Annotated in this window: 16 protein-coding genes and 2 tRNA genes; 10 read left to right on the top strand and 8 right to left on the bottom strand. The window is 60.5% G+C overall.

The features are described from left to right. Positions 1–13: 13 nt before the first annotated feature. Both ACFKSJ_RS07050 and ACFKSJ_RS07045 read right to left on the bottom strand, forming a co-directional pair. Positions 14–532 carry a thiamine-phosphate synthase family protein gene (locus tag ACFKSJ_RS07050; protein ID WP_440949096.1) on the bottom strand — a complete coding sequence of 173 codons (519 nt, stop codon included), beginning with the start codon at positions 530–532 and terminating at the stop codon, positions 14–16. Between the two features lie 12 nt (positions 533–544). Beyond that, the gene (locus ACFKSJ_RS07045) at positions 545–1,558 is read right to left on the bottom strand and encodes a PhoU domain-containing protein (protein ID WP_440949095.1); all 1,014 of its coding nucleotides are present in this window, start codon (positions 1,556–1,558) and stop codon (positions 545–547) included. A 133-nt stretch (positions 1,559–1,691) separates the two neighbouring features. Between ACFKSJ_RS07045 and ACFKSJ_RS07040 the strand changes: the two genes are divergently transcribed. The 6 genes from ACFKSJ_RS07040 to ACFKSJ_RS07015 all read left to right on the top strand — a co-directional run bounded on the left by ACFKSJ_RS07040 (position 1,692) and on the right by ACFKSJ_RS07015 (position 7,481). Next, a complete protein-coding gene (locus ACFKSJ_RS07040; RefSeq protein ID WP_440949094.1) occupies positions 1,692–2,651 on the top strand; it encodes a phosphate ABC transporter substrate-binding protein in 960 nt (319 codons plus the stop codon). Positions 2,652–2,778: 127 nt separating this feature from the next. Continuing rightward, positions 2,779–4,671, top strand: coding sequence for a phosphate ABC transporter permease PstA (pstA, locus tag ACFKSJ_RS07035; protein ID WP_440951412.1), 1,893 nt, complete (start codon positions 2,779–2,781; stop codon positions 4,669–4,671). Positions 4,672–4,674: 3 nt separating this feature from the next. After that, positions 4,675–5,436: a phosphate ABC transporter ATP-binding protein PstB gene (gene pstB, locus ACFKSJ_RS07030; RefSeq protein WP_440949093.1), complete on the top strand. Its 762-nt coding sequence runs from the start codon at positions 4,675–4,677 to the stop codon at positions 5,434–5,436. Positions 5,437–5,445: 9 nt separating this feature from the next. Further along, positions 5,446–6,096 (top strand): phosphate signaling complex protein PhoU, encoded by a 651-nt coding sequence (gene phoU / locus ACFKSJ_RS07025; RefSeq protein WP_440949092.1) that lies wholly within the window; start codon positions 5,446–5,448, stop codon positions 6,094–6,096. A 49-nt stretch (positions 6,097–6,145) separates the two neighbouring features. Then, positions 6,146–6,217 (top strand) — tRNA-Thr (locus tag ACFKSJ_RS07020). Between the two features lie 319 nt (positions 6,218–6,536). Continuing rightward, entirely contained in the window at positions 6,537–7,481 is a 945-nt protein-coding gene (locus tag ACFKSJ_RS07015; protein WP_440949091.1) for a magnesium transporter CorA family protein, read from the top strand. 96 nt (positions 7,482–7,577) lie between these two features. On the opposite strand, the gene ACFKSJ_RS07010 is transcribed toward ACFKSJ_RS07015, so the two are convergent. Further along, positions 7,578–8,384: a class I SAM-dependent methyltransferase gene (locus ACFKSJ_RS07010; RefSeq protein ID WP_440949090.1), complete on the bottom strand. Its 807-nt coding sequence runs from the start codon at positions 8,382–8,384 to the stop codon at positions 7,578–7,580. 160 nt (positions 8,385–8,544) lie between these two features. Between ACFKSJ_RS07010 and ACFKSJ_RS07005 the strand changes: the two genes are divergently transcribed. Further along, positions 8,545–9,054 (top strand): DUF2124 family protein, encoded by a 510-nt coding sequence (locus tag ACFKSJ_RS07005; protein WP_440949089.1) that lies wholly within the window; start codon positions 8,545–8,547, stop codon positions 9,052–9,054. A 40-nt stretch (positions 9,055–9,094) separates the two neighbouring features. Here the strand turns inward: ACFKSJ_RS07005 and glmM are convergent, their stop codons facing one another. From glmM to ACFKSJ_RS06990, 3 genes are all read right to left on the bottom strand, one after another. Next, the gene (gene glmM / locus ACFKSJ_RS07000; protein ID WP_440949088.1) at positions 9,095–10,462 is read right to left on the bottom strand and encodes a phosphoglucosamine mutase; all 1,368 of its coding nucleotides are present in this window, start codon (positions 10,460–10,462) and stop codon (positions 9,095–9,097) included. A 110-nt stretch (positions 10,463–10,572) separates the two neighbouring features. Beyond that, the gene (locus ACFKSJ_RS06995) at positions 10,573–11,133 is read right to left on the bottom strand and encodes a DUF5806 family protein (RefSeq protein WP_440949087.1); all 561 of its coding nucleotides are present in this window, start codon (positions 11,131–11,133) and stop codon (positions 10,573–10,575) included. Between the two features lie 72 nt (positions 11,134–11,205). Continuing rightward, positions 11,206–16,575, bottom strand: coding sequence for a carbohydrate-binding protein (locus ACFKSJ_RS06990; RefSeq protein WP_440949086.1), 5,370 nt, complete (start codon positions 16,573–16,575; stop codon positions 11,206–11,208). Between the two features lie 318 nt (positions 16,576–16,893). Between ACFKSJ_RS06990 and ACFKSJ_RS06985 the strand changes: the two genes are divergently transcribed. Then, a tRNA-Arg gene (locus ACFKSJ_RS06985) sits at positions 16,894–16,965 on the top strand. 186 nt (positions 16,966–17,151) lie between these two features. Here the strand turns inward: ACFKSJ_RS06985 and ACFKSJ_RS06980 are convergent. Both ACFKSJ_RS06980 and ACFKSJ_RS06975 read right to left on the bottom strand, forming a co-directional pair. Beyond that, positions 17,152–17,307 (bottom strand): hypothetical protein, encoded by a 156-nt coding sequence (locus ACFKSJ_RS06980; protein ID WP_440949085.1) that lies wholly within the window; start codon positions 17,305–17,307, stop codon positions 17,152–17,154. Between the two features lie 132 nt (positions 17,308–17,439). Beyond that, on the bottom strand, positions 17,440–20,232 hold the full coding sequence (locus ACFKSJ_RS06975) for a PAS domain S-box protein (RefSeq protein ID WP_440949084.1): 2,793 nt from the start codon (positions 20,230–20,232) through the stop codon (positions 17,440–17,442). 249 nt (positions 20,233–20,481) lie between these two features. On the opposite strand from ACFKSJ_RS06975, the gene ACFKSJ_RS06970 reads away from it, so the two are divergent. Then, positions 20,482–20,919, top strand: coding sequence for a response regulator transcription factor (locus ACFKSJ_RS06970; protein ID WP_440949083.1), 438 nt, complete (start codon positions 20,482–20,484; stop codon positions 20,917–20,919). Then, positions 20,916–24,350 (top strand): DEAD/DEAH box helicase, encoded by a 3,435-nt coding sequence (locus tag ACFKSJ_RS06965; RefSeq protein ID WP_440949082.1) that lies wholly within the window; start codon positions 20,916–20,918, stop codon positions 24,348–24,350. Before ACFKSJ_RS06970 ends, ACFKSJ_RS06965 begins: the two co-directional genes overlap by 4 nt. Positions 24,351–24,446 lie beyond the last annotated feature (96 nt).

Below are 24,446 nucleotides of genomic sequence, written 5' to 3'. Positions count from 1 at the left end.
ATGAGAACCTGTCCTATAACTCTATATTTGTACTGCGTCGGAACAACATAATGATTTCGTCTACAACGTCCATCGGGTTCTCGCCAAAGATCACCACCATGAACGGGTCAGCAGACCGATCGTAGATCAGATCCGGCACCCCATCCCTGCAGCAGCAGGCCGTCCCCCAGTCCATCGTGCTGATCCCGGGTGGTGCCCTCCGCCGGTCGTAGCCGGCCACCTCGAGGAGCACCCGCTCTGCCACCTCCGGCAGTGAAGGCGGACAGGGGACCAGCGCTGCGCTTTTGATGGCAGGGTCAAAACGGAGCGCCGTCAACAGCGCCGTTCCGAGGTCCCCTGCCTCCCCAAAGGCTGCCGGCCCCGGTACCGGGCAGGTGATCTGGATCGATCCGATATCCGCTGTGGTCCGGGCATGGTCGGTCGCCGCCGCGAGGGTGATCATCCCCCAGCCGAAGGCCCCCCCTGTACTGCAGAAGTGGACCGCCGCAGCGGTCAGGTCCCTGCTCAGGGTCTCGTGCCCGGAACCACTCATGGTGCCTCCGCCCTACAGGTCCCGCTCATGTTCGACAACGTAGTTAATAACATTCTCGGCGATGTCTGCAGAGTACTCCCCGAGCCGCCTGATACTCTCGGCGATGTACCCGACCGCGATGGCGTCCTCGGCCTCATGGGTCAGCATCGCCGTAGTGATCTCCTCGCAGAGGTGCTCGAGTCCCTTGACCTCTTCGATGGTGGCGTTCGCCCGCCTGATGTCCAGGTCGAAGAAGGCCGTGATGCTCTGTTCAAAGATGGTCAGCGAGAGGGTGCTCGCCCCCCTGACCCTCGAGAGGATATCCTGGTCCTGGTCCTTATCGGAGAGGATCACAGCGTTCCGTGCGATCCGGACGGCATGGTCTCCGATCCGTTCGAGGGTCCTGCTGACCAGCAGGTACTGGGAGGCCGTGTACAGGGTCAGCCCCATCTTCTTGGAGAGGTTGATGTTCCGCATCACCATGTTGGTCTGGCGGGCCATCAGCCAATGGAGCCGGTCGACGTCCCGGTCCTGGGCGATCACCTCCTCTGCCAGGGCCTGGTCCTGCTCGAACAGGGCGGCGATCGCATCCAGGTGCATCCCTTTGACGATCACGATCATGCGCCGAAGCGTGTTCTCGAACGGCAGTTCGCCGGGGTTCAGCAGATCCTTGATGGTGACCCCCGTCTCTGACTCCTCGAGCACCTCCTGCCCGATCGTCATCTGGGTGAAGTCCCGGACGACCATCCGGACGAACGATGGCAGCCGGCCGCGGGACCTGATCTTAATCTCGGTATACCCGGCGATGTACGCCCCGATCAGACTCCGGAAGAAGAAGGTCGCATTGGTGCAGGTGGTGACGTCGAACTCCCTGGTCCGCTGGATCTGGTCCTCAGAGATGTTGGCGGAGATCAGCAGGGTGCCGTCGGCCTGGGGGGTGACCCTGACCGGGTCGTTCTTCTTGATGCTCATCTGCTGTGTCCAGTCTTTGGGGAGGGTCACGACAAACGAAGACCCCCCTGTCATCTGTACCCGTCGTATGTCCATGCCTGAGTCTCTCTCCTATAGTATCCTCGCGGTATTCAATATAACACTATATTACTCTGTATTCTATTGGTATATATAGAGTCTCCGTCGAATAACAGTATATATCCTGCTGATGATTTGAGAGAAGAGAATCATGGCAGAAAAACGTAGAACTTCTGGAATCGTGGCCTGCGGGCTTGCAGCAATTCTGATTGTAGCACTGCTCGTCAGCGGCTGTGTCAGCAACACCCCGGCAACAACACCGACACCGACGGCTTCACCCGCCGCGACTACAATCCCGACCGTTGCTGGGGCAAACACGACCTCGGCATTGAACAGCAGTGCACCCAGCGCCCTGACCGGCACCTCGAAAGGCCGGCTGACGATCACCGGGTCGACCACGGTCCTCCCTGTCGCCCAGGCATGGGCTGAAGCCTTTATGGCTGCCAACAAGGAGGCCGATGTGCAGGTCAGTGGCGGTGGCTCAGGTGTGGGCGTTCAGGCCACCGGTGAGAAGACCGCGATGATCGGTATGGCCTCGCGTGAGGTGAGTGCCAGTGAGATGACGAAGTACCCCTCCCTTGTCGTTACCCCTATTGCGCGGGACGGGCTCTCAATCATTGTGAACCCTCAGAACAAGGTTGAGACCATCACCCTCAGTCAGATCCGGGGTATCTACAACGGCACCATCACGAACTGGAAGGATGTCGGCGGTGCGGATCTTCCGATCGTGGTCATCGGTCGCGACAGTGCCTCAGGGACGCGGGACTTCATCGCGAGTGCCGTGATGCAGAAGGACAACTTCACCGCCTCAGCCCTTGAGAAGAACTCCAATGGCGCCATCGAGACCGCCGTTTCAACGACGCCGGGTGCGATCGGATACGTGGGACTCGGCTATGCAGAGAAGTCGGTGAAGGCGCTCTCCATCACGAAGAACGGAGCCGCCGTCGCACCGTCCGTGGCCACCGTTGTGGACGGGACCTACCCGATCTCGCGGCAGTTATACATGCTCACCAGCGGACCGGCGACAGGCATCGCACAGGACTTCCTCAACTACGCACTCAGCCCGGAAGGACAGAAGGTTGTTGAAGACCAGGGATTTGTCCGGATCTGAGGGAAACCCCCTCTTCTGGCAAATTTCTTCTCCTCTTCATCCACACGATCGAAACAATCCGAATGAGTAACGGCTTTTGATCATGAAGACGATCCCGATCACGACAGGTCTGTCTGGAATGAGACAGATGCATCTCTCACTCTTCAATCTCAAAGAGAAGGTAATCGAGTCTATCTGGCTCGTCTGTGCACTCTTTTCGGTGCTGACCGTCATCTTCATCCTGCTCTTCCTCTTCAAGGACAGTATCGCTGGATTTGTCCAGATCGGCATTCTCCCGTTCCTCACCGGGATGACCTGGAACCCTGTCGCTGCGGTCCCCAGTTACGGGATCGCCCCCCTGATCGTCGGCACCCTGCTGGTGACCCTCGGTTCGATGGTGATCGCGGTCCCGCTCTCGATCGGAACGGCGGTGTATATCGCCGAACTGGCTCCCCCCCGGGTGAAACTGGTCATCAAGCCGGCCATCGAACTGCTGGCCGGTATTCCGTCCGTGGTGTACGGGTTCTTCGGTCTGATGGTCATGACCAACTGGCTGCGGGTGCTCTTCGATCAGCCCTCAGGGGAGTCATGGCTCGCCGGTTCGCTCCTGCTCGGGATCATGGCCCTTCCGACGATCACCTCGGTGGCCGAGGACGCCATCAGGTCGGTCCCGCAGGAGTATCGGGAGGGCTCCCTCGCCGTCGGGGCGACCCGATGGCAGACGATCAGCAAGGTCGTGCTCCCGGCGGCCCTCTCTGGGATCACCGCGGCCATCATCCTCGGGATGGGGCGTGCGATCGGTGAGACGATGGCCGTGATGATGGTGACCGGCAACTCAGCTCTGATTCCGAGCCCCATCACCAACGTTCTCTCCCCGGTTCGGACGCTGACTGGGACGCTCGGTATCGAGATGGGCGAGGTGGCCTCGGGGTCCCTCCATTATCATGCCCTCTTCGGGGTAGCCGTCGTCCTGCTGCTGATCACCCTGATCGTGAACCTCGGTGCGGTCCTGATCCTGAAAAGGTTGAACGCCCAGCGGCCTGCCGGGGCATTTCTCGTAAATGCCCCTGATGTGGTCAGGCGGGTTGTGAAACTGGTCCCCCTCTTGATCGCGGTGCTGATAATCTATGCGCTCGGCGGGATCATCGGGCTTGTGCTCCTGGCCTGTGTGGGCGTGCTCTGGCTGGCGGCCCAGCGCCTCTCTCCCCGAACGGCCCAGCGGATCGCCTTCTTCTTCCTCTATCTCGGGGTCGGGCTGGTGATCCTGGTCCTCGGGATCATCCTCTTTGACATCGTCTCCCATGGGCTTCCCGCCATATCCTGGGAGTTTCTGACCACGGCGCCCCGTGACCTCGGGCGGGCCGGCGGGATCTTCCCTGCGATCGTGGGGACCCTCTACCTGGTCGCCGGCTCGATCCTCTTTGCGCTGCCGTTCGGCGTTGGCGCCGCCATCTACCTGAACGAGTACAGGATGGAGGGGTATCTGACCCGGATGATCAGGACTGGCATCGACCTCTTGAACGGCACTCCTTCGATCGTCTTCGGACTCTTCGGGTTCACCTTCCTGGTGCTGTACCTGAACCTCGGGGTCTCGATGCTCGCCGGGCAGCTGACCCTCGGGCTGATGGTCCTGCCGACGATCATCAGAACCACCGAGGAGGCATTGAAGAACGTTCCCTCCTCGCTGCGGGAAGGATCCTTTGCACTCGGCGCCACCCGGTGGCAGACAATCAGCCGCGTGGTCCTCCCCTCGGCGCTGGCCGGCATCATCACCGGTACGATCCTCTCGATCGGCAGGGCCGCAGGAGAGACCGCCCCGATCCTCTTCACCGCGGTGGTCTTCTCCCAGCGGTACCTTCCCAGTTCGATCATGGACCCGGTGATGGCCCTCCCGTACCACCTCTTCATCCTCTCGACGAATGTGCCGGGCTCGTCACAGAACAAGTACGGGACGGCCCTGGTCCTGATCATGCTGGTGATCGGGATCTATTCAATTGCAATCTATCTGAGGAATCACTTTCAACAGACGACGAGGTACTGATCAATGGCATCACAGGAAATTGTACTGCGCACCGAGGATCTGGACCTCTGGTACGACGAGAAGCAGGCACTGAAGGGGGTCACGATCGGGGTCCCCCGCAACAGGGTGACCGCCCTTATCGGCCCTTCGGGGTGTGGAAAGTCCACCCTCCTCCGGTGCTTCAACAGGATGAACGATCTGGTCCCCGGGTGCAGGATAGAGGGAGGTCTCTTCTTTAACGGGACCCCCCTCTCCGATATTCCTGACGTGGTCCAGCTCAGAAAACATATCGGCATGGTTTTTCAGCGACCGAACCCGTTCCCAAAGAGCATCTATGAGAATGTCGCCTACGGTCCCCGTATCCACGGCGAGCGGAACAGTGCCGCCCTCGACCGGATCGTCGAGCATTCCCTGAAGCAGAGCGCCCTCTGGAATGAGGTGAAGGACCGGTTGCACGACTCGGCCCTCTCCCTCTCCGGCGGGCAGCAGCAGCGGCTCTGCATTGCACGGACCCTCGCGGTCGGCCCGGATGTAATCCTGATGGACGAGCCCTGTTCGGCGCTCGATCCGATCGCCACCAGCAAGATCGAAGAGTTGATCACGACCCTCTCTGAGCAATATACGGTGATCATCGTGACCCACAGTATGCAGCAGGCCTCGCGGGTCAGTGATTATACCGGGTTTATGTACCTCGGAGAACTGGTCGAGTTCGGTGAGACCACCCAGATCTTCGAGAGGCCGGAGAAGGAACTGACAGAGAACTATATCACCGGAAGATTCGGATAGGTGGTGGGGATGACAGAGAAGTTTCATACTGAACTGGAGGAGTTGAGGGGCGACCTTCTCTCGATGGCTGATATGGCAGAGTCGATGCTGCAGTGCTCGGTGGAGGCGTTGAAGGCCCAGGACACCGACCTGGCGGATCGGGTGATCGCACAGAAGGACGAGATCAGGGAGTGGAACTATCGGATCGAGGACCGGTGCATCCAGCTGATCACCCTGCACCAGCCGGTCGCCAGGGACATGCGGATGCTCTTCTGCATCCTGAAGATCTCGTCAGCTCTGGAGCGTGTCGGGAGATATGGGAAGGATATCGCCAACGTGGTCCATTATACGGCTGAGACCCCGCATCTCGCCCATCTCCTCTCGATCCCGCTTATGAGTGTGATGGTGAATGAGATGGTCTCTGATGCGATCACGGCGTTTCGGGAGGAGGACGCCTCTCTCCTCTCCGACTATACGGTCAGGGACGATGAGGTGGACGCCCTCGGGCATTCGATCTTTCGTGAGTGCATCACCTATATGCTCGAGGACCCTGCGACGATCACCCGGTGCATGAACTACGTGATGGTCGCGCGGTACCTGGAGCGATCGGGCGACCACGCCTGTAAGATGGCCGAACTGGTCACCTTCATGGTCACCGGAAAACGGGCCGAGTTCGAGTGATCCCAACCCCCGAAGTATTTTTCTGTGTGGAATGTGAACAAATTATGGCGCCTCAGTGGCTTAGTGGTATAGCGGCTGATTTGTAATCAGCAGGTCCCGTGTTCAATCCACGGCTGAGGCTTCCATTCTTTTCAGTATATCTCCTCTTCTTCAGACAGATCTCTCATCATCAAGCACCGCATCCGGTCACTGCGGTCTGGATCTTATGATTGTCGCACCCGGCTCTCCTGACGGCGGGTACCTCCTGGTGACATCCGGTCTGAGGTGTTCGGCTCATCCTTCTGTCTGCGATCATGCCGATGGGATTCCATAAATATAGCGAAAGACAACTATTCTCTATATTTCAACGGCGGTTGCTGAGTAAAATGGGCCCTGTCATCCCGTTATGTGGGAAGATGTACCACTTTACATGAAATTAGTGCAGGGGGGATGGAGCCTTGATGCAGATCTATAAGACAAGAAAAGGGTCGGAGCCGGCAATCATCGAAGTTATGGAGTCCATCTGCGAGGGCTCGTGGATCTGGTTGCTCGACCCCTCGGAGACCGAACTGGCGATTGTCGCAGACCAGTGCAGGATCCCCCCTGAATTTCTCCAGGCAGCCCTCGATGAGGAGGAACGGCCACGCATCGACTCCGAGGATGACGTGGTCCTGATCGTCATGGACATCCCGGTGACGACGGAGAACCAGGGGATCAAGACCCTGACCACGCATCCGCTGGGGATCATCATCACCAAGGACCATATCGTCACGATCTGCAGCCGGCGTGCCGATGTCCTGGATGATGTCATCGCCGGCAAGATCCGGCAGTTCACCACCGTGAAGAAGACCCGGTTCCTCTTCCAGATCTTCTATCGGAACGCCACCTACTACCTGAACCATCTGAGAAGGATCGAGCGGAAGATGACCCTTATCGAGGTCGAACTCCGCCGTTCAATGAAGAACGAGGAACTCTTCGAGATGATGGAACTGGAGAAGAGCCTGATCTACTTCTCAACCTCGCTGAAGAGCAACGAGGCCGTCCTCGAACGGATTCTCAGAACCAAGATCCTGAGGATGTACGAGGAGGACGCCGAGCTGCTGGAGGATGTCATCATCGAGAACAAGCAGGCGATGGAGATGTCGCAGATCTACCTGCATATCTTGACTGGAATGACCCAGGCCTTCGCTTCGATCATCTCCAACAACCTCAACATCGTGATGAGATTCCTCGCCTCGGTGACGATCATCCTGGCCATTCCGACGATGATAGCCAGTTTTTACGGCATGAATGTCAGCGAAATTCCCCTCTCCCAGGAACCCTTCTCCTTTGGGATCATCTTTGGGATCTCGGTGCTCTTAGCGGTCGGGATGGGGCTGATGCTCTGGAAGAAGAAGATGTTCTGATCCCCCTCCTGATGTTGAAAGAGGGAAGTTTTTTTGGATCACTCGGATGAATCCAGTACCCGTTGGGAAGACCGGTGGCGATCTCCATGGATTCGTTCATCTTCTGGCGGTGGCTTTGAAGAACGTATAGCAGAAGACACCGTCTGGTTCTGCGGTGCGGTAGAGCGCCGCTATCCCCCGTTCCCATGCATCCCGGCTCATCAGCCCCTGCCTGTGTACCTCATCGGTCACTCCCTCAACCATGGCTGTAAAGGTCAGTTTCGTAAAACCCTCCACAAGCCCCGGGCGGGAGGCATCGACATAGACCATCCGCGGCGAGACCCGGACATCCCTGTATCCTGCACCGGTCACCAGTGGGTAGAGTTGCCTCCCGATCAGTGCGTTGCCGCCTGCCTGGTGCTGGAGTGTTACGAGGCATTCGATGGCCTGTCGGGCATCCGGATTCTCAGGGTGAAAGAACGTGGAGCCGTGATCGCCCTCGATCACCGTGAGGGTCCCACCTTCTTTGAGGAGCGGGCGCAGTCCTTCCAGCGCCTGCTGCGGCTCGGTGAGATGCTCCAGCACGAAACAGACAAAAATGTGATCAAAGGTCGCCGGCTCGAACGGGAGCTGGAAGATATCTCCCTGCCGGAATGTCACGTTGGTGATCCCTTCCTGCCGGATCGTCTCCTGTGCCTGCTGCAGGGAGATCTCCGAAATATCGACCGATGTGATCCGGGCACTCGGGCTGTTCCTCGCCAGGATCACGGTCTGGGCGCCAATCCCGCAGCCGGCTTCAAGCACCCGGGATCCCGGGGGATAGCGGGTGTCATCGTGGAGGATCTCAGTGAGGGTCTGGGCCTGGTCTGCGAGCCGCTCTGATTCCCGTGCAGAATACCCATGAACATACATGTGGTATGCCATATGGTTCCTGGAACATATAACCTGTACACGGGGTGCATGGATCGCGATCCTGTCAGACCCGTTGCCATCGACTGAAGCGGTTGTGGGGCTGCGTCCCGATGATTCTCATTCGACAATTTCGGGAAATTTTATCTCATCTCCCCCTGACAGTTGATCCACCATGACTCTGACTGAAAAATTCCGGGGTGTCCCGGGTATCCTGCGCCCGTTTCGGGAATTTATCGAGGCAGCAGGACTGAAGAGCAGTGACCAGGTCGTCTATTATGGCGTGCCGGGAACATGCACCCCGTTTATCGAACTGCTTGCGTTCTCCCTCCGCTCGCTCGCTCTCGAACAGGTCTTCGTCCCGCTGCTGGTTGAGGGGAAGGCCCGCACACTCTGGCAGGTCTCTGATGTGGGGATGCAGGCCGGCGATGCACCCGCCACCGTGGACCCGAAGGTTATTGTCGTGATGGGCGGCCTCTCGATGCCCGGTGTGCCGGTGGAGGCCGGACAGGTGCGGGCGATCATCGACAGTCATCCGGGTGCGAAGGTGGTCGGGGTCTGTTTCATGCATATGTTTGAGAAGGCCGGCTGGCTCCCGCTGATATCATTCGACTGCCTCATCGATGCCACCATCGACCCGGTCGAGGTCACGAATCGACCGTTGATCATGATTGTAGAGAAATGATGGCCCAGGTCTGTCTCCAGACCGGTCCGACGAAAAAAGGTCAGGCGGTGAACCGGGCGGTCACGCCCAGGATCTCGCTGTTGAAGGCCTCGGCAGCCTCTTTGTTATCGGACTCGATCGTCGCTCTGACCAGCGGCTCGGTCCCTGACGCCCTGACCAGCGCCCAGGTCTTCCCCCGGCTGATCCGAAGTCCGTCCGTCCGGTCGATCGTCTCGTTCTTGAAGTGCTCTTCGACCGCGGCCAGCAGCCCGGGGATATCGCGGGTGCGGATCTTGTTCTTGATCGTGATGTATGGCGGGAGGTCGTCGACCAGGTCGGAGAGCGACCGCTTCACTGTCCCGAGTATCGCGACCATCGTTGCGGCGGTCATCCCCCCGTCCCTGCAGAACTGGAAATTCGGATAGATCAGCCCGCCGTTTCCTTCTCCGCCAAACGCGACCGCCTTCCCTCCGGCGATCAGTTCGATCATCTTCCTGGCCACGTAGACCGAACCGACCGGGGTGTACAGCACCGAGCAGCCCTGCTCTGCCGCCACGTCCTCGATCAGCAGCGATGAACTGACCGGGGTCACGACGATCCCTTTCCGCTCAGAGCAGACCTGCCGTGCGACCAGGGCAAACTCGTGGTTCTCCTCGATATATCTCCCTTTGTTATCGATGAAGACCGCCCGGTCTGCGTCGCCGTCATGGGCGACCCCGAACGCGGCCCCAGTACTGAGGACCAAATCTGCCAGCGGCGCCAGCCCCTCGGGAGTCGGTTCGGGCAGCCTGCCTGGGAAGGTTCCGTCCAGGGTGGCGTTGATCGTGAAGACCCGACATCCGAGTCGTTCAAGGATCGCGGGGGTCGTTCTGGTCGCCGGCCCTGACCCGGGGTCCACCGCGACCGTGATCCCCTCGCCGATCCCTGCCGGGAACTGGGCCACGATCGCGTCGATGTACTGCCCGAGCAGGTGCGGGGCCGCCTCCTCACTGCCGACCCGATCCCAGGGGGCCAGGGAAAAGTCCCGGTCAAAGAGCCTTTGTTCGAGCTTGACGACCTCCTCGTCGCCCATCTCGGTCCCGTCGGCCTCGATGATCTTCACCCCGTTGTACTCTGGGGGGTTATGCGAGGCCGTGATCATCGCACCGCCGTCGAACCCGAGTTTCACAATATACTGCAGAGCAGGGGTCGGCAGAATCCCGACATCCACCACATTGCAGCCGGTCGCCATCAACCCGGCCTTGACCGCGCTGGCCAGCGCCTCGCCAGAGGTTCTGGTGTCCCTGCCGACGGCGATCGTCCCCTTTCTCATCGAGCCAAGCGCCTCGCCGATATGGAGCACCAGGTCGGGGGTCATATCCTTCCCCGATACCCCGCGAACTCCGTTTGTTCCAAAGAGCTGCTTCTGTGCCTTCTTTTCGTCAACCATCATATCACCGTATCGAATTCGTGATGTACACCAGGGCCGTACATCAGAGCGTTCTCTCATTATTGATCTGCTCTTCTCCAAAATAGAGCCTTTGGGGAGAGCCCCCTGCATCATTTCTCACTGGGGGCCGTCCTGGCATAATCCAGCTCAGCCTGGGCTTCTATCGCCTCTTCGCGTGCTTTCAGCAGGGTCTTCGCAGCCATCCCGACCCGCTGCATCACCTCGGTGATCTTATCCTCGATGTCGATCTCATCGTCGACATCGAGCGCCGTCCCCTCGATCTCAAGCAGGAACCGTGCGATCTCGCTCGCCTCGAAGAGCATGTCGTCCAGCTCCTCGGTGGTGAAGAACCCGCACATCGCCCCGTAGAAGAACGTGGAGCCGGCCTTCTTCACCTTCTTCTTGAACGAGTTTCTGGCCTGGTTCACGGCCTGCGGGGAGTAGGTGTCCTCCATGAACGGGACCAGTTCCGGAAGGTGCTGGCCGATGAAGGTCATCTCGACGCCGGAGCTGGTCCGGAAATCGGTGCAGAGCCTGGCCAGTGCCCATTCGCGCGCAGTGATATAGGTGTGCTTCCTGAGGAACTGATTCACCTTATGGTAGGTGGCTCCATCCACCTTCTTGAACTTCTGGTACTTGTTGATGTCGTCCAGGCCGAACTGATCACCCATGCAGAGTACCTCTGTGTAGCGGTGCCATTAATACTCTGGGTTCGCCGGATCCGGCAAAAAGGATGTGGCTGATCAGGTCAGCTCGAAGTAGTTGAAGTTCAGTTCGTCGCCGACGAGCGTCAGCCTGACCTGGTGGATACCCGGGGTCAGCGGGATCCCGGTGGTCACGGTGCTGAACTGCTTGAAGCCGCCGGTAGCCGGGATGGTGACGACGCCGACATCGGTGTTGTCCACAGAGACTCTGATCTGTTTCCCTGTTGTCGGGGTCGCGACCCTGAACGAACCGGTGTAGGTCCTGGCTGCGTCTGATGTGACGGTGTAGGTGAGCCATTCACCGTTCCTCACCCAGCCGACATCAAACGATCGCTCGCCTGCGTTGTACTCGATGTCCACGCCGTCCGACCGGTAGGCACCCCCCTCATTCTGGGAAGTCAGGTCATGGTAGGCGACGGTTTCGCCGCCCAGGTCATAGTCCTCGGCTTCGATCCGTGCCGGCAGCACATGGGGCCTGAACGGGGTGCCCTTATACGTGGAGACCTGGGTCACGGTGGTGGTCGGTGTCACCGGTGGCATCGTCGGGATGGTGGAGATCACCTGTGTCGGGGTCTGGGTCGGCTGCTGGGCTGCACTGAAGGTGAAATAGTTCAGGTTCATCGAGCCCCCGCCCGGGAGTAGCTTGATCGTGTGGGTGCCGGCAGAGAGTGAGACCTGAACGACGGTGTCTGAAAAGGCCTCAAAGGATCCGGTCCGGGTGAGGGTGGGGTCTGCCAGGTCGCTCCCGTCCACCTGCATCCTGATATGTGCCCCTGCTGTCGGGACGGCGGCCCGGAATGTGGTGGTGTAGGTACCGGCGGTCGGGACGTTGATGGTGTAGAGGAGCCATTCGCCATCCCGGATCCAGCCGACGTCGTAACTTTTCTCCTGCTGGCTGTACTCGATGTCGACCCCGTCACCCGGGCGGTACTGTCCTCCCTCATTCAGGGGCGTGGTGTCATGGTAGGCGTAACCTTCGCCGCCGTTGTCGAAGTCCTCAGCCTCGATCCTCGTTGGAAGGGTGTGCTGCTGGTAGGGAGACGTGATCGAGCCAGGTGTCGCTATGGTCGTCGGAATTGTGGTCGGTACCGTGGTCGGCGTCGTTGTTGGGATGGTGGTGGAGGGCTGGGTGGTGGTCTGCGTGGTTACGGGCCCTGCAGGTGCTGTGATGGTGATGTAGTTCAGGTTCATCGACCCGCCCTTCAGCAGCAGCCTGAGCTGGTGGGTGCCGGCAGGGAGTGACACCTGGGCGACGACATCCTGGTAGAGATCGAACGAGCTCGAGGTCGGGATCCCGACGGTGACGGCCGGCGTGCCGTCGACAGCGACCTGGATCTGTCGTCCGAGGCCTGGTGTCGCGGCCCGGAACGTGGTGGTGTAGACCCCGGCAACCGGTGCATTCACGGTGTAGAGAAGCCATTCGCCGTCCCGGATCCAGCCGATATTGTAACTCTTCTCCTGCTGGCTGTACTCGATGTCGACCCCGTCACCCGGGCGGTACTGTCCTCCCTCGTTCAGGGGCGTGGTGTCATGGTAGGCGAAGCCTTCACCACCGTTGTCGAAGTCCTCTGCTTCGATCCTCGCTGGAAGGGTGTGCTGCCGGTAGGGTGATGTGGTCGACCCGGGTGTCCCGATGGTGGTCGGTACCGTGGTCGGCACCGTCGTGGGTGGGGTGGTGACCGGTACCAGGGTGGTCGGCGTGGTCACGGGGGTTCCAGTCGGCGTGAACTCCAGGTAGTTGATGTTCTCGTAGCCGTTGAAGATCAGCTTGATCCGGTGCAGGCCTGCAGGCAGGGCGACGGTCTTGTGGACCGTGGTGTAGGTCCCGTAGGAGCCGGTGTTCGGCACCTCGACGGTCGTCACCGGGGTCGGGTTGTCGTCCAGCATCATGACGAAGGAGATCCCGTTCCAGGCGGTCGAGACCCGGAAGTCGGCGGTGTAGGTGCCAGCGGCGGTCACATTCACCGTGTACCGGGTCCACTCGCCAGGGAAGACCCAGCCGATGTTGTAGTTCTGCTCGGTCGGGTTGTACTCGATGTCGACCCCTTCGCTGGTCCGGTACTGCCCTCCGTCGTTGCCTGCCGTGGTGTCGTGGTACGCGACCCCTTCGCCGCCGAGGTCGAAGTCTTCAGCCTCGATCCGGGAAGGGATCTGGTGTGCCAGCCCGAGCTGGTAGGGTGGCGCCGCCGTCACCGTCGGTGTTGGGGCGGTGGTGCTCGTGGTCGGGACGACGGTGGTGAGCGTCGTCACCGGCGTCGTTGGGATGGTCGGCGTGGCGTTCGTCGTCTGGGTGACCGTCACCGTTGTCGCGGGTGTCAGGTTCGTGGTGGGGGTCGCTGCCGGCGTGGTGGTCACCGGGGTTGCGGGCGGTGTCACCTCCGGCCGGGTGGTGAAGGTCGGGGCCGGCCCGCTGGAGGGCCAGACGTCGATGGCGTTCAATGCCATCGGGCCTGCAAAGTTCAGCTTCAGGGTGTGGGTGCCCGCCGGAAGCCAGGCCTGCCGCCGGACCTCCTGGAAGGTGGTCATGGAGCCGGTCTCCAGGCCGACGATCGAACAGACGCTTGAGTTGTCCACCTCCAGTGAGCAGGCCGACGGTCTGTTCGATGCCAGGTCGAAGGCAAGGGTGTAGATCCCGCTGCTCGGGATCGTCACAGTGTAGGCGAGCCATTCCCCGTCGATATCAGCGGTGACATAGTAGGATCCCCGGGACTGGGAGTACCCGATGTCGACACCATCACTTCTGTACATCGGAATCTCCTCCTCAGGTGTCAGGTCGTAATAGCCGATCCCCTGTCCGCCGTAGTCGTAGTCCTCAGCCTCGATCCGGGTCGGGAAGGTGTGCTGAATGTAGGCCCCTGACGACGGGGTCTGGTTGGGAGTCTGGTTCACGGTCGGCGTGGGGATCGGAGTCGTCGTATTCACCGGGACGGTCCCGGTAGGGATCGTGGTCGGAACCGACGTGGTGGATGTCGGGGTGGGCGTCGGTGCCGTCAGACTCTGGAGATCGATGGACCCGATGGCCATCGGGTCGTTGAAGGTGAGCTCCAGGGTATGGTTCCCGGAGGGGAGCCAGACCATCCGTTTGACGGTGGTGAACTGGTCGAGGGAGCCGGTGTCGGGGACTGAGATCAGGCTGATGTCGGCCCCGTCCAGCTGAACTCCGAACCGGGTGCCGCCGTTGATGCCGGCGACCCGGAAGGAGGCGGTGTAGATCCCGCCGCTCGGAATTGTGACGGAATACCTGACCCATTCGCCGGAGGCGATCCCGGTGATCACGTCGGATCCCTCGGATGCACTGCGGCTGATATCGACATCATCCGGCCGGTAGGCCCCGCCCTGGTTGCCCGGGGTGGTGTCGTGGTACGCGACCCCCTCACCGCCGAGGTCGAAGTCTTTTGCCTCGATCCTGGTGGGGAGGGTGTGGCCTGGGACCGCCGGCATCGTCGGGGTGGTCGGTGGCATGGTGGTCACTGTCGTGAGGACGGTTCCGGTGGGGGTGGGTGTCGGCGACCCGCCTGAGGCGGAGATCACGTTGATGCTGTCGAGGTTGGTATTGTCCGCATTATTGAAGGCGAGTCTGAACTGGTGGGGACCTGCGCCCAGGTACACCTGTGTCCTGACGGTGGTGTAGGTATCATAAGACCCGGTCTTTGGTACCGTCACGCCGCCGGCCTCCATACCGTCCACCTGGAAGGTGAACGACCGGTCACTGAAGGGGGATGCGACCCGGAAGTCCAGGTTGTAGACCCCGGCGGCCTGGGCCGTGATGTTGTACTTCAGCCATTCGCCTGACCTGATGAACCCGACATTATAGCCGCTTCCATCGGCGAGCCGCTCCACGTCCACATCATCGAACCTGTACACGGATCCGTCGTTCCCTGAGGTCGTGTCATGGAACCCCGCCTCGGCACCGGGGAGGTAGTTCTCGGCCTCGATCATTCCCGGGACCGGGATGGGGTCCTGGATCGTCGGTGTGGTGAGCGGGACCGGGTCGACCGCCTGCTCGGGCGGCAGGGTCGGGGTCGGGGCCAGGGTGATCCCTGGTGCGACATACGAGGTGTTTGAGGTCTTTAACGAGTAGGTGTTCCCATTGGCCTGACTGTTGTAAGCATCGTCGAGGTTTAGGATCGGCAGTGTCGACCCGTGGGCGGTGATATCGAAGTACGACCCGGTCACCGGCTTCTCATAGGCGCTCTCTCCCTTGTAGTAGCCGAGCATCGACTGGACCTGCGGGGAGATGTCGGTCCTCCCTGCCGAATTGTACTGTTCGAATCCCAGGACCTGGATGTTGCGTGCATAGGCGATCCAGAGGGCCCAGTGCTGTGCGTCGACCGAGACACAGTTGTTCAGCTGGACGTCCTCGACGTCCTTACAGAGTTTCCAGCCGTATCCGCTTCCGATGTCGGTGCACCCGTTGAAGATGTTGTCCCCGTTCTGCTCGTCATAAAAGCCATAGTTCCTGTTGTTGATCGAACGGCAGTTGTTCAGCGTGGTCCCCATCGCGACCGTGTACCCTGCCATGTAGAAGTGGGCCGGCACCGGGGGTTGGACCGTGAAGTCTCCGTCGTTGGTGTTCCGCTGCCCGTTGTTGGTGCTGAGGCAGTCGGTCATCACGATGTTCTGCTGGAGGTCGCCCGGCTCGAAGTGGAACCCGGACTCCCAGTTGTTGTCCGCCACACAGCGGATGACCTGGCAGTCGACCAGGTCGTTGGCCTCATGGAAGTCGAACCCCGTCGCCCAGGGATGTCCGTCGGCGTCCCCGCAGAGGGTGGCCGAGCAGTCGATGAACCGAATATTCCTGATCATCTTCGGGGTACCCTGGCCGTTCAGGTTGAACCCGTGGGTACCTATGTTGGTGGCACTGCACTGGTTGAACTCGATATCCTCGACGACCCGGTTGTCCGCCCAGACAAAGAATGCCCCGTTCGCCCCCATGTCTTCAAACTTGCCGGGATAGTAGCCGTGCAGGGCATCCTTGGCGGCGACGTTCCTGACCTGGATGTGGCTGGCGGTGATCCGGACCCATCCGCGGCCGGTGATGGTGAAGTCCTGCAGGGTGATGTACGGCTGGTCGACCTTGATACCCATGTAGTATCCCTGGATATCGATGATCGTCTTATCGACCCCCTCCCCTTTGAGGGTGGTATAGGCCCCGGGCACGATATTGTCGGTGCAATGATAGGTCCCTTCCCTCAGCAGCACCGTTCCGCCGCTCCAGGGGAGCGATGCGATCGCTGCTTTGATCTGTTCCTGGTCGCCTGACCCGTCACAGATAAACTGGGCTGATGCTTTAGAGAGTGCACTGCTGTCCTGCGCTGCCACCACCACGGTGACGGCGGCGGCGCCCTCGATCAGACAGAGGAGCAGGAGCAGAGCGATGAGTATCCGGATAGTCCCTGGTTTATTCATTCTGGATTCTCCGGGTGGTATGGTATTCGATCGATCATAGAAGAAGCAACAGTTAGATCGGCAAATAAATTATTAAACATTTCTGATTTTTTATATCAATAAAAGTCGGGCATTTATCTTTTTGTATAAAAAACACCGGAATTAATGAATTATGCCCGTATTTTCTGTCCGCTTCTCCTGCCCGGCTGTTTTAATGTGCATTCGTCTCCTGTCCTCTGCTACCGACTATCCCGGGATGGTGTGACGATATGGTCGGATTATGAACATCTATTTATGCGAGAGGATCGTATAGAATAGAGCAGGGCTGACCCTCAATCGGTCCCGGTAGGGTAGTGGACATCCTAGGAGCTTGCGGAGCTTTTGACCCGGGTTCAAGTCCCGGCCGGGGCGTTTAACAGCAATTTCAACTCATTCCTTTTCATTTTCTTTCTCTGTCTGGTTCTGGGTTTTTTCATTGTTTGAGGCCCCGTCGATCACTTCGAGGTACTCCTGGGCGATGCAGGTCCCAATTGAGTGATAGACGCTGTCGACGAGCGGCTGATCACCCCGATCTCCTGAGGCGGTGACGTCGGGCGCTCAGAGGTTATTGAATAACCAGACAACATCGGCGAAATCGGTCTGACCGTCCCCATCGAAGTCGAAGCCTTCGACCGACTCGTTCGCCGCTATACAGTCCATCTGGTTGACGTAGAGGACGACGTCGTTGAAGTCGAGCATCCCGTTGCCGTTCACGTCGTCGTACTTCCCGTCGCCGTTCGTGTCTGTCGGGAGGCCGGCGCCGCCGGGGACGATGATCCCGTATCGGTCGCTATGCCTGTTCTCTACCGATCAATGGTCAGGTCAACCTCTTCTCGTCTTGGATTCTCATGCAGGGCGAGTAGTCTGGATTCTCTCCTCTTCTGCGGTCATCCTCTCGATCGTTCCGCCCAGTTCCCGTCCGATCGAGATGAGCGTCTCTCTCTCCTCTGGAGAGACCTCCTGCCTCTGCGTGCTGACCACATTCAATGCCCCGATGATCCGGGTTTTTGAGACGATGGGGACGCTCACCACCGACTGGAATCCATAGGGTATCGAATGGTCCGGGGAGACCTCTTCATAATGGTCGGTGATGAGGGGTGCCCCCTCGATGAAAAGTGTCCGGTACGGAACCATGTCGAGGGGCACCTCTCTGACTCTGGCGAGGAACTCGGGGGGAAGATTTTTGGAATAGACGACCCTGGCGGTTCCAGCGGCACGGTCTGCCAGATAGATCCCGCCGGCATCGAAGTCGAGCAACTGCAGGGTCTTGTCCAGAACCTCGCCGAGGACCTGCCGGCGATCGGTTGCCTGGTTTGCCGTGCTGAGGATCGCATTGAGGATTGCGAGTGCCTCCGTCTTTTTGGAGAGGGCCTCCCTGGTTCGGATGAGCGCCGCTCTGGCCAGTTTCTCTTCGGTGAAGTCGTGTATGACTCCTTCGACACCACAGACGGTTCCATCGGCAGCATGATAGAGATGGCTGCTTGTCGTCACGTACCGATGGCTCCCGTCCTGCGCCTTGAGGGTGGTAGGATAGTCTGTGACCTCTCCCTGATCTGCCAGAAGTGCGAGGAGCACTTCCCGCTCCTCCGGGTGTACATAGATGTCCTGAATATTACCGCCGATCAGTTCGTCCGGAGATGTATAACCGGCCAGCCTGGCACCGGCCTCGCTGATCATCTGGATGGTACCCTCCAGGTCGGTCCTGTAGCAGAGGTCCTGCATATTCTCAATGACGGCACGGTACTTCTCCTCGCTCACCTGCACTGCGTCTGATGCACGCTTCTGTTCGGTGATATCTCTCACGATGGAGAGGAATTCCCGGTCCCCCGAGGGAACGAGCCGGCTCTCAAAATATCGCGTTCCGCCCCTGAGGGCCAGGCTGTATTCATATCTCTGGGGCAGACCGGTCTCGGCTACCCTGGCGATACGCTCGCAGGTGGCCTGAGCGACATCGGGGGGGAGAACCTCGCCGATCGATCGACCCAGGAACCGGTCAGGTGGTATATACAGGGCACTGGCGTCCCCTGCATGGAAGTCCACAATTCTCCCATCAGCAGAGTACACAAACATCAGGTCTGGATTTGCGAGCAGGAGGGCTTTGTTCCGTGCATTGATCCGGTTCAGTTCATCCTCGGCCTCCCTGCGCCGGGTGATGTCCATAATGTATCCTTCGAGGGCGATCAGATCCCCCTGATCATTGAAGATCCCCCGTCCCTGTTCCCAGACCCACTTGATCCGGCCGGAACGATCCTTAATCCGGTATTCGAACTGGAAGGGCCGGTCTCTGTCGATACCGGTCTGGATCTGTTTCCAGACCCTCTGCTGGTCCTCCGGGACGATGAGCCTGCCGTAGGATATGATCCGGTTATTGATCAGGTCGGCGGGATCATACCCGGTGAGGGCTGCGGATCCCCCACTGATAAATTCCATCGTCCAGTTGGGATCATTGGCGCACCGGTATGCCATGCCTTGAAGATTGTTCATCAGGGTGACCAGGGTTCGCCGGTTCTCCCTGAGTTCCTCCTCTGTCCGTTTCAGTTCCGTGAGATCGATGATCGATGCCACACTCTTCCTGGTGCCGGCGATCATCCGGAGATTATTGATACAATCCTTGATGCACCCGTTCCGATCAATAAACTGGAATTGATACAGGGTGGTGGTCAGTGGGTCGACCCGTCGCTGATCCCGATCTTCCCTGAGGATGAACTCAGTCCACGACTTCCGGCCCTCGATCTCCTCTTTTGAGTACCCCGAGAGATCTTCAAACCCTTTATTGGCATATTCAATGAGCCCGTCCTCCCTGGTGATGATGGTCGCCGCCCCGGTATTCTCAAATATCGTCCGGTATAGGTTCTCTGACTCTTGAAGGACGCGTTCGGCCTCTTTCTGTTCTGTGATATCCTGGATGGCACCGGCCACCTTGACCGGGATCGCATCTGCTGTGAGGATCAGTTTTGCAACTGAATGAATGGTTCGCCGAGGTGCCCCATCTGCCGGATTTATGGTGTATTCCAGGTCATATCCCTTTTTGTCTCTGATCAGGTCCAGAAGTGCCCTCTGCACCCGCTCCTGTTCCGGGATGCAGGCTTCAATCTCTTCGATGGCGATAGTTCCTGACTGCCGGTGGATCCCGAAGATCCTGAACCCTTCCTCCGAGGCCCATAACATCCCTGTCTTCAGGTCGTACTCCCAGTTCCCGGTCTGCCCGATCGTCTGTGCCATCCGCAGCCGCTCTTCATTATTTCGGAGTGCCTCCTCGGTCTGGCGGCGCTGCACCACGATCCTGACCTTGTGCATCAGTTCTGCAAACAGGGACTTCGGATCGCCTCCCTTCTGGAGATAGAAGTCGGCACCGTTGTTGATCGCTTCGATGACCACCTCTTCCCGTCCCCGTCCGGTGAAGAGAATAAAGGGAATGGCTCCATATCGGGCGCGGACCTCTTTTAAGAAGGTGATGCCGTCCATCTCCGGCATCTGGTAATCGGAGATGATCGCATCGTACTCTGAAAGGTTCCGGTTATTCAGCGTCTCCTGTGCAGACGTGTCTGTATCGATGGTGAACTCATGCGAGATCTCCAGGTAGAGTTTTGCGATCTCAAGGAGGTCCTGTTCGTCATCGACATAGAGCACCTGATACATCGGAAACACCTGATTATGAATCGATATTGACTAATTAAACATATATACCCATGGTTTTTTGATTTTGCCACACCAGCGGTGCTTTCATGCCACTCCTCCTGACTGCACCGACCAGGCCGGCTGTCTGTCTCCGGGTCGCTCGGGACCCGATTTTCCGGGTAAGTCGTGATGATCCGGGCCGGCCTGTTCTGCTGGTGACGTCGGTGGATTAGCCGGAAGATGTATTAATACCGGGTACGCCATGCAGGAATGATTGGTATGCCTGTGCACGTGGTCATCATCGACGATGACCCGGAGATCCAGAAGTTGCTCCGGGTGAAGCTCGAGAGGGATGGATACCTGGTCGAGACGGCTTCGGATGGCCGGGCAGGGGTGACGAAGGTGGTGGCGTCGCACCCTGACCTGATGATCGTGGACATCATGCTCCCGGTCCTCGACGGGCTGGACCTGATACGGGAGGTGCGGGAGGCACTCGGTGCTGAGTCCCCGGTCTGCATAATCCTCTCAGCCCGGCGGGAGGTGGACGATATTGCAGCCGGCATCGCGGCAGGCGCCGACGACTACATCACCAAGCCGTTCAGCCCCCGGGAACTGCTCGAGCGGATGACGGTCGCCCTGCTCAGGAGAGGAAAGCAGCCGGCCGCAGGGGGTCTACCCCGGGGTCACTCCGGGGAGGGCGGCATATGAACGACCAGACCCCGTCACGGGTGCTGGTCTGCCGGCTCCCGGTGCCCGGTGGACCGGTCCCTTCTTACTGGGAGGCGGGGACCTTCGCCGCAGAACTCTACGCCGGGTTTGAAGAGTACCGGGCGGTGCAGGACCTGACCGGGATGCGGCAGACCTTCTATGTCCTCGCCCGCTACTATGGCCGGACGTGTGCGATCCTCAGGCAGTCGCTTCTGACCGGGGCGCAGCCGTTGATCACCAGCGCCCTCAATAACCTGGTCACCCTCCACCGGTTTCTCCACCGGATGTACGAGGTCGCCCCGTCCCAGGTTCCGGTGGTGATCACCCTTGACCGTGAGAGCCGCCGCCGGCTCCTCCCCGATCTGGTGATGGAAGTGCTCGAGGAGGCCGTCGTCCCCCTCGACCCGGCCACCGTGGCCAGGCGGGTGAACGACCTGCATGTGATCGCCCCGGCCGGGGGTGCGGTCGTCTCCGGGGTGCTCGACGACCTGGTCGTGAAGGGGTATGCCCTCCACGAGGCGGGTGGCCTCTTTGTGCACGCCCGACGGGTCTACCGGCCGCTCAACCTGGACCGGGAGGGGCTCCGGGCCCTGCTCGGCGAGCGGCTGTACGCCGAGTTCGTACAGGGGGGATTTCCCGGCCTCTCGGATCTCGTCGCCCGGAAGAAGTCGTTTCTCCAGTTCTTTGAGCGGTTCGCCGGGTGCGGGGCTGATATGGCAGACCGGTTCGTCGCAGTCTCGACCGAGCTTCTGGAGGTGCCCGGTTCGGTGCAGGATCTCAGCCCCTGGCGACCAGTCGACCTGATCGGGTCCACGCTCCCCAGACCGTACCAGCGGGAGGCGTTCGCCATCTTCCGGGGGTTCGGGTACCAGGGTCAGGTGATCGAGGCGCCGACCGGGAGCGGTAAGACCCTGATCGGGATGCTCTGTATCCAAGACTGGCTCAGGACCCTCTCCCCCGGGGAGACCATCCTGGTGCTCGTCCCGACGGTCAATTACCAGCGACAGTGGGTCGGCGAGCTCTGTTATGCCCATGCCGGGCTGCATCTTCCGCCGGATGCGGTCTTTGCCGGGACCCCGGCGGAACTCAAGGCAGAGCTGACCCGGTCGGGGTTCGCACCCGCAGTCCTGGTGGTCACCTACAACTCGCTCGCCCAGATCGGTTCTCCGGTCGGGAAAGGTGGATTCGACGCAGGCTCTATCGAGGTCTTCCTGCAGGGGAACGGGGTCCAGTACGTGGTCCTGGATGAGGTTCACAAACTGGTCGAGGGGATGCATTTGGTATCGACGGCCATCGCCGGCCTGCTGGTCGAGTGGCTCCGTGACACCAGCCTCCGTGGGTTGATCGGGTTCTCCGGGACCGTCGTGGCTTTCCGTGTCCGTCTGGCCAGGATCGGGCTGGACCTGGTTCACGTGGTTCCGCCTGCCGGGCTGATCGCGGCCGGTTTCGTCGCTCCGTTCGCCGAGTACGGGGTGCCGTTCGCCTACTCTGACCGGGAGCGGCGGATCGTCGGGCTGGTGAACGCCTATACGGCGGCCCTCGTCCGGTACGCCGCCCTCCTCACCGCCCCCTGGCTGACGGCCGCGTTTGGCCGGGTTCCGATGGATCTCCGGGTGCGGATCGGCAAAAACCTTCTCGACCTGTACCCCGGCCGGCCTGACCGTGACGAGGCGCTTGAGGCCAGGTTCCGGCGGTGGGAGGAGTCGGCCCGGGTCGGGGTGGCCGAGGCCCCGATGATTACCATCCTCCAGATCGCACTCGATCTCTCGGATGAGGAGCTGGTCGCGGCCGCAGTCGCAGACCGTTCTGATCCGGAACCGGAGATTGCAATGACGGAATTTCTGAGGCTGCTCGATGAGATCTCCGGAATTCGGAGCGAATTGACCCTGCTCGTCCGCGGGGACGGGGTCGCCGAAAAACTCCGGGCTGAGGGGTTCGGTAGCCGGCCGGCCGGGGAGGCCCTGCTGGTGCCGCCTGACCTGGGCGCAGCCCGACGCGTGGCCTGGGCGAAGGAGATCCTCGCGTCGACCATCGCCGGCCTCACCCCGGTTGTCCGGAGTGCCTTCTACCGGATGGGGGAGGGGCGGGTGGACAGCATCCGTGCGGTCATCAGGGCAGAACGTTCGGTCAGACCGGTCCCGGGGGTGATCGTCTTCGACACCGCGAAACGGATCCGGTGGCAGGGGGGGATTGCGAACCCCGGGTACGCCGGGGTCGGGGGGCTCTTCGCCCAGATGATCGGGACAGAGTTCACCCCGATGGCTGCCACCTCCACTGAGATCTACCTCCCCTGGTCGGAGACGGACCCGCTCCCAGCCAGGATCGCCGGAATTGTCCGGGGCTCGATCATGGCTGGCGAACTCGAAGAGGCGCTCTTCGGGCTGGTGCTCGCGGGGGTGAAGGTCTCTGAGGAGGGGCGCCTCCTCCTTCGCCGGTCCCTCGCCGAACTGGTCCGCGAGTACACCGAAGGGCATCCCCGGGTGCAGGCCCCGCGACCGGCCGAATTCCAGCGAAAGGTTCTCGGCCGGTTCCGGCGAGCCCTGAAGAAGACGGTCTCTCCTGAAGCGGGTGATCTGCTCCGCGAGCGGCTCAGGCCGGAGGACCATCACCTGCGCAGATGGATCGCCGAGTTCTTCAGGTACGCGATGATCGCCCGCCGGTTCGATGAGGCCCGGACTGCCGAGCTGCGTGGAACGGACGGTGCGGTCCGGCTGTTCTTTGTGGTGCAGATGCCGGTGGGGGAGGAGAAACAGTTGATGTACGACCTTGTCGCCAGGGTCGTCGACGACGAGTCGATACCGGTGGACGTGGTGATCGTCTCGTCGTGGGCGAGGACCGGCTGGAACGTGATCACGCCGAACGTCCTGATCGATGCGACCGCAACCCGGCAGGTGACCGCCTGGCAGCAGCTTCGGGGGCGGGCAATGCGTTCCAGCAGGTCGTGGACCGGGGATGCGTACGAGCAGGTCGCCGACCTCCTCGACCTCCGGGGATCCACTGCCGGCCCCGGGCTGCCGCTGGATGTGTCAGGGGACGAGACGGTCCGTCCGGCATCACCATCGGCCGGCCTCTCCCGGGGCGAGCGGGAAGAACTCGCCGCCGATCTGATGCTCTCCAGAAACAAGGTGACCCATGTCTACGAACTGGTGAAGGCGTACGGGAGCGCCGCCCAGGTGACTCGTGACCGGAGGACGAAGGTCTGGCGGCGGACCGATGTGATCGCCGCGAAGCATGCCAGGGAGTATGCGGTGAACGGCCGGACCGGGGAGTACGGCACCGGCGAGTCCCACGCCCCGCTGATCTCGCCCGGGGATCCCCGGCAGAATACCCCGGACCAACTCAGGGAGTACCTGGCCAGCGAACTGCAGGGACAGGACCGGCGGATCGTGCTGGGCTGGATCCGGGCGGCCGGTGCCGGCGAGGATGCCTGAATTAATTCTCGGGACATCGTTTGTCTCTGTGATGGGCCTCTCTGGTGGGTGCCACTTTTATCTGTTTATCCACGCCTGGATTTCGACCAGAGAATA

The sequence above is a fragment of the Methanosphaerula subterraneus genome (assembly GCF_052055875.1).
Lineage (GTDB): Archaea > Halobacteriota > Methanomicrobia > Methanomicrobiales > Methanospirillaceae > Methanosphaerula > Methanosphaerula subterraneus.
The sequence above is the reverse complement of the archived record's forward strand: the minus strand, read 5'-3'. Positions and strand labels throughout refer to the sequence as shown.

What these genes read in the sequence shown, in the direction of transcription:
- ACFKSJ_RS06995 (WP_440949087.1), bottom strand. Translation starts at nt 11,133, where the DNA reads ATGGGTGATCAGTTCGGCCTGGACGACATCAACAAGTACCAGAAGTTC.
- glmM (WP_440949088.1), bottom strand. Translation starts at nt 10,462, where the DNA reads ATGGTTGACGAAAAGAAGGCACAGAAGCAGCTCTTTGGAACAAACGGA.
- pstA (WP_440951412.1), top strand. Translation starts at nt 2,779, where the DNA reads ATGCATCTCTCACTCTTCAATCTCAAAGAGAAGGTAATCGAGTCTATC.
- pstB (WP_440949093.1), top strand. Translation starts at nt 4,675, where the DNA reads ATGGCATCACAGGAAATTGTACTGCGCACCGAGGATCTGGACCTCTGG.
- ACFKSJ_RS07005 (WP_440949089.1), top strand. Translation starts at nt 8,545, where the DNA reads ATGACTCTGACTGAAAAATTCCGGGGTGTCCCGGGTATCCTGCGCCCG.
- ACFKSJ_RS07040 (WP_440949094.1), top strand. Translation starts at nt 1,692, where the DNA reads ATGGCAGAAAAACGTAGAACTTCTGGAATCGTGGCCTGCGGGCTTGCA.
- ACFKSJ_RS06975 (WP_440949084.1), bottom strand. Translation starts at nt 20,232, where the DNA reads ATGTATCAGGTGCTCTATGTCGATGACGAACAGGACCTCCTTGAGATC.
- ACFKSJ_RS07015 (WP_440949091.1), top strand. Translation starts at nt 6,537, where the DNA reads ATGCAGATCTATAAGACAAGAAAAGGGTCGGAGCCGGCAATCATCGAA.
- ACFKSJ_RS06990 (WP_440949086.1), bottom strand. Translation starts at nt 16,575, where the DNA reads ATGAATAAACCAGGGACTATCCGGATACTCATCGCTCTGCTCCTGCTC.
- ACFKSJ_RS06970 (WP_440949083.1), top strand. Translation starts at nt 20,482, where the DNA reads ATGATTGGTATGCCTGTGCACGTGGTCATCATCGACGATGACCCGGAG.
- ACFKSJ_RS07010 (WP_440949090.1), bottom strand. Translation starts at nt 8,384, where the DNA reads ATGGCATACCACATGTATGTTCATGGGTATTCTGCACGGGAATCAGAG.
- ACFKSJ_RS06965 (WP_440949082.1), top strand. Translation starts at nt 20,916, where the DNA reads ATGAACGACCAGACCCCGTCACGGGTGCTGGTCTGCCGGCTCCCGGTG.
- phoU (WP_440949092.1), top strand. Translation starts at nt 5,446, where the DNA reads ATGACAGAGAAGTTTCATACTGAACTGGAGGAGTTGAGGGGCGACCTT.
- ACFKSJ_RS07050 (WP_440949096.1), bottom strand. Translation starts at nt 532, where the DNA reads ATGAGTGGTTCCGGGCACGAGACCCTGAGCAGGGACCTGACCGCTGCG.
- ACFKSJ_RS07045 (WP_440949095.1), bottom strand. Translation starts at nt 1,558, where the DNA reads ATGGACATACGACGGGTACAGATGACAGGGGGGTCTTCGTTTGTCGTG.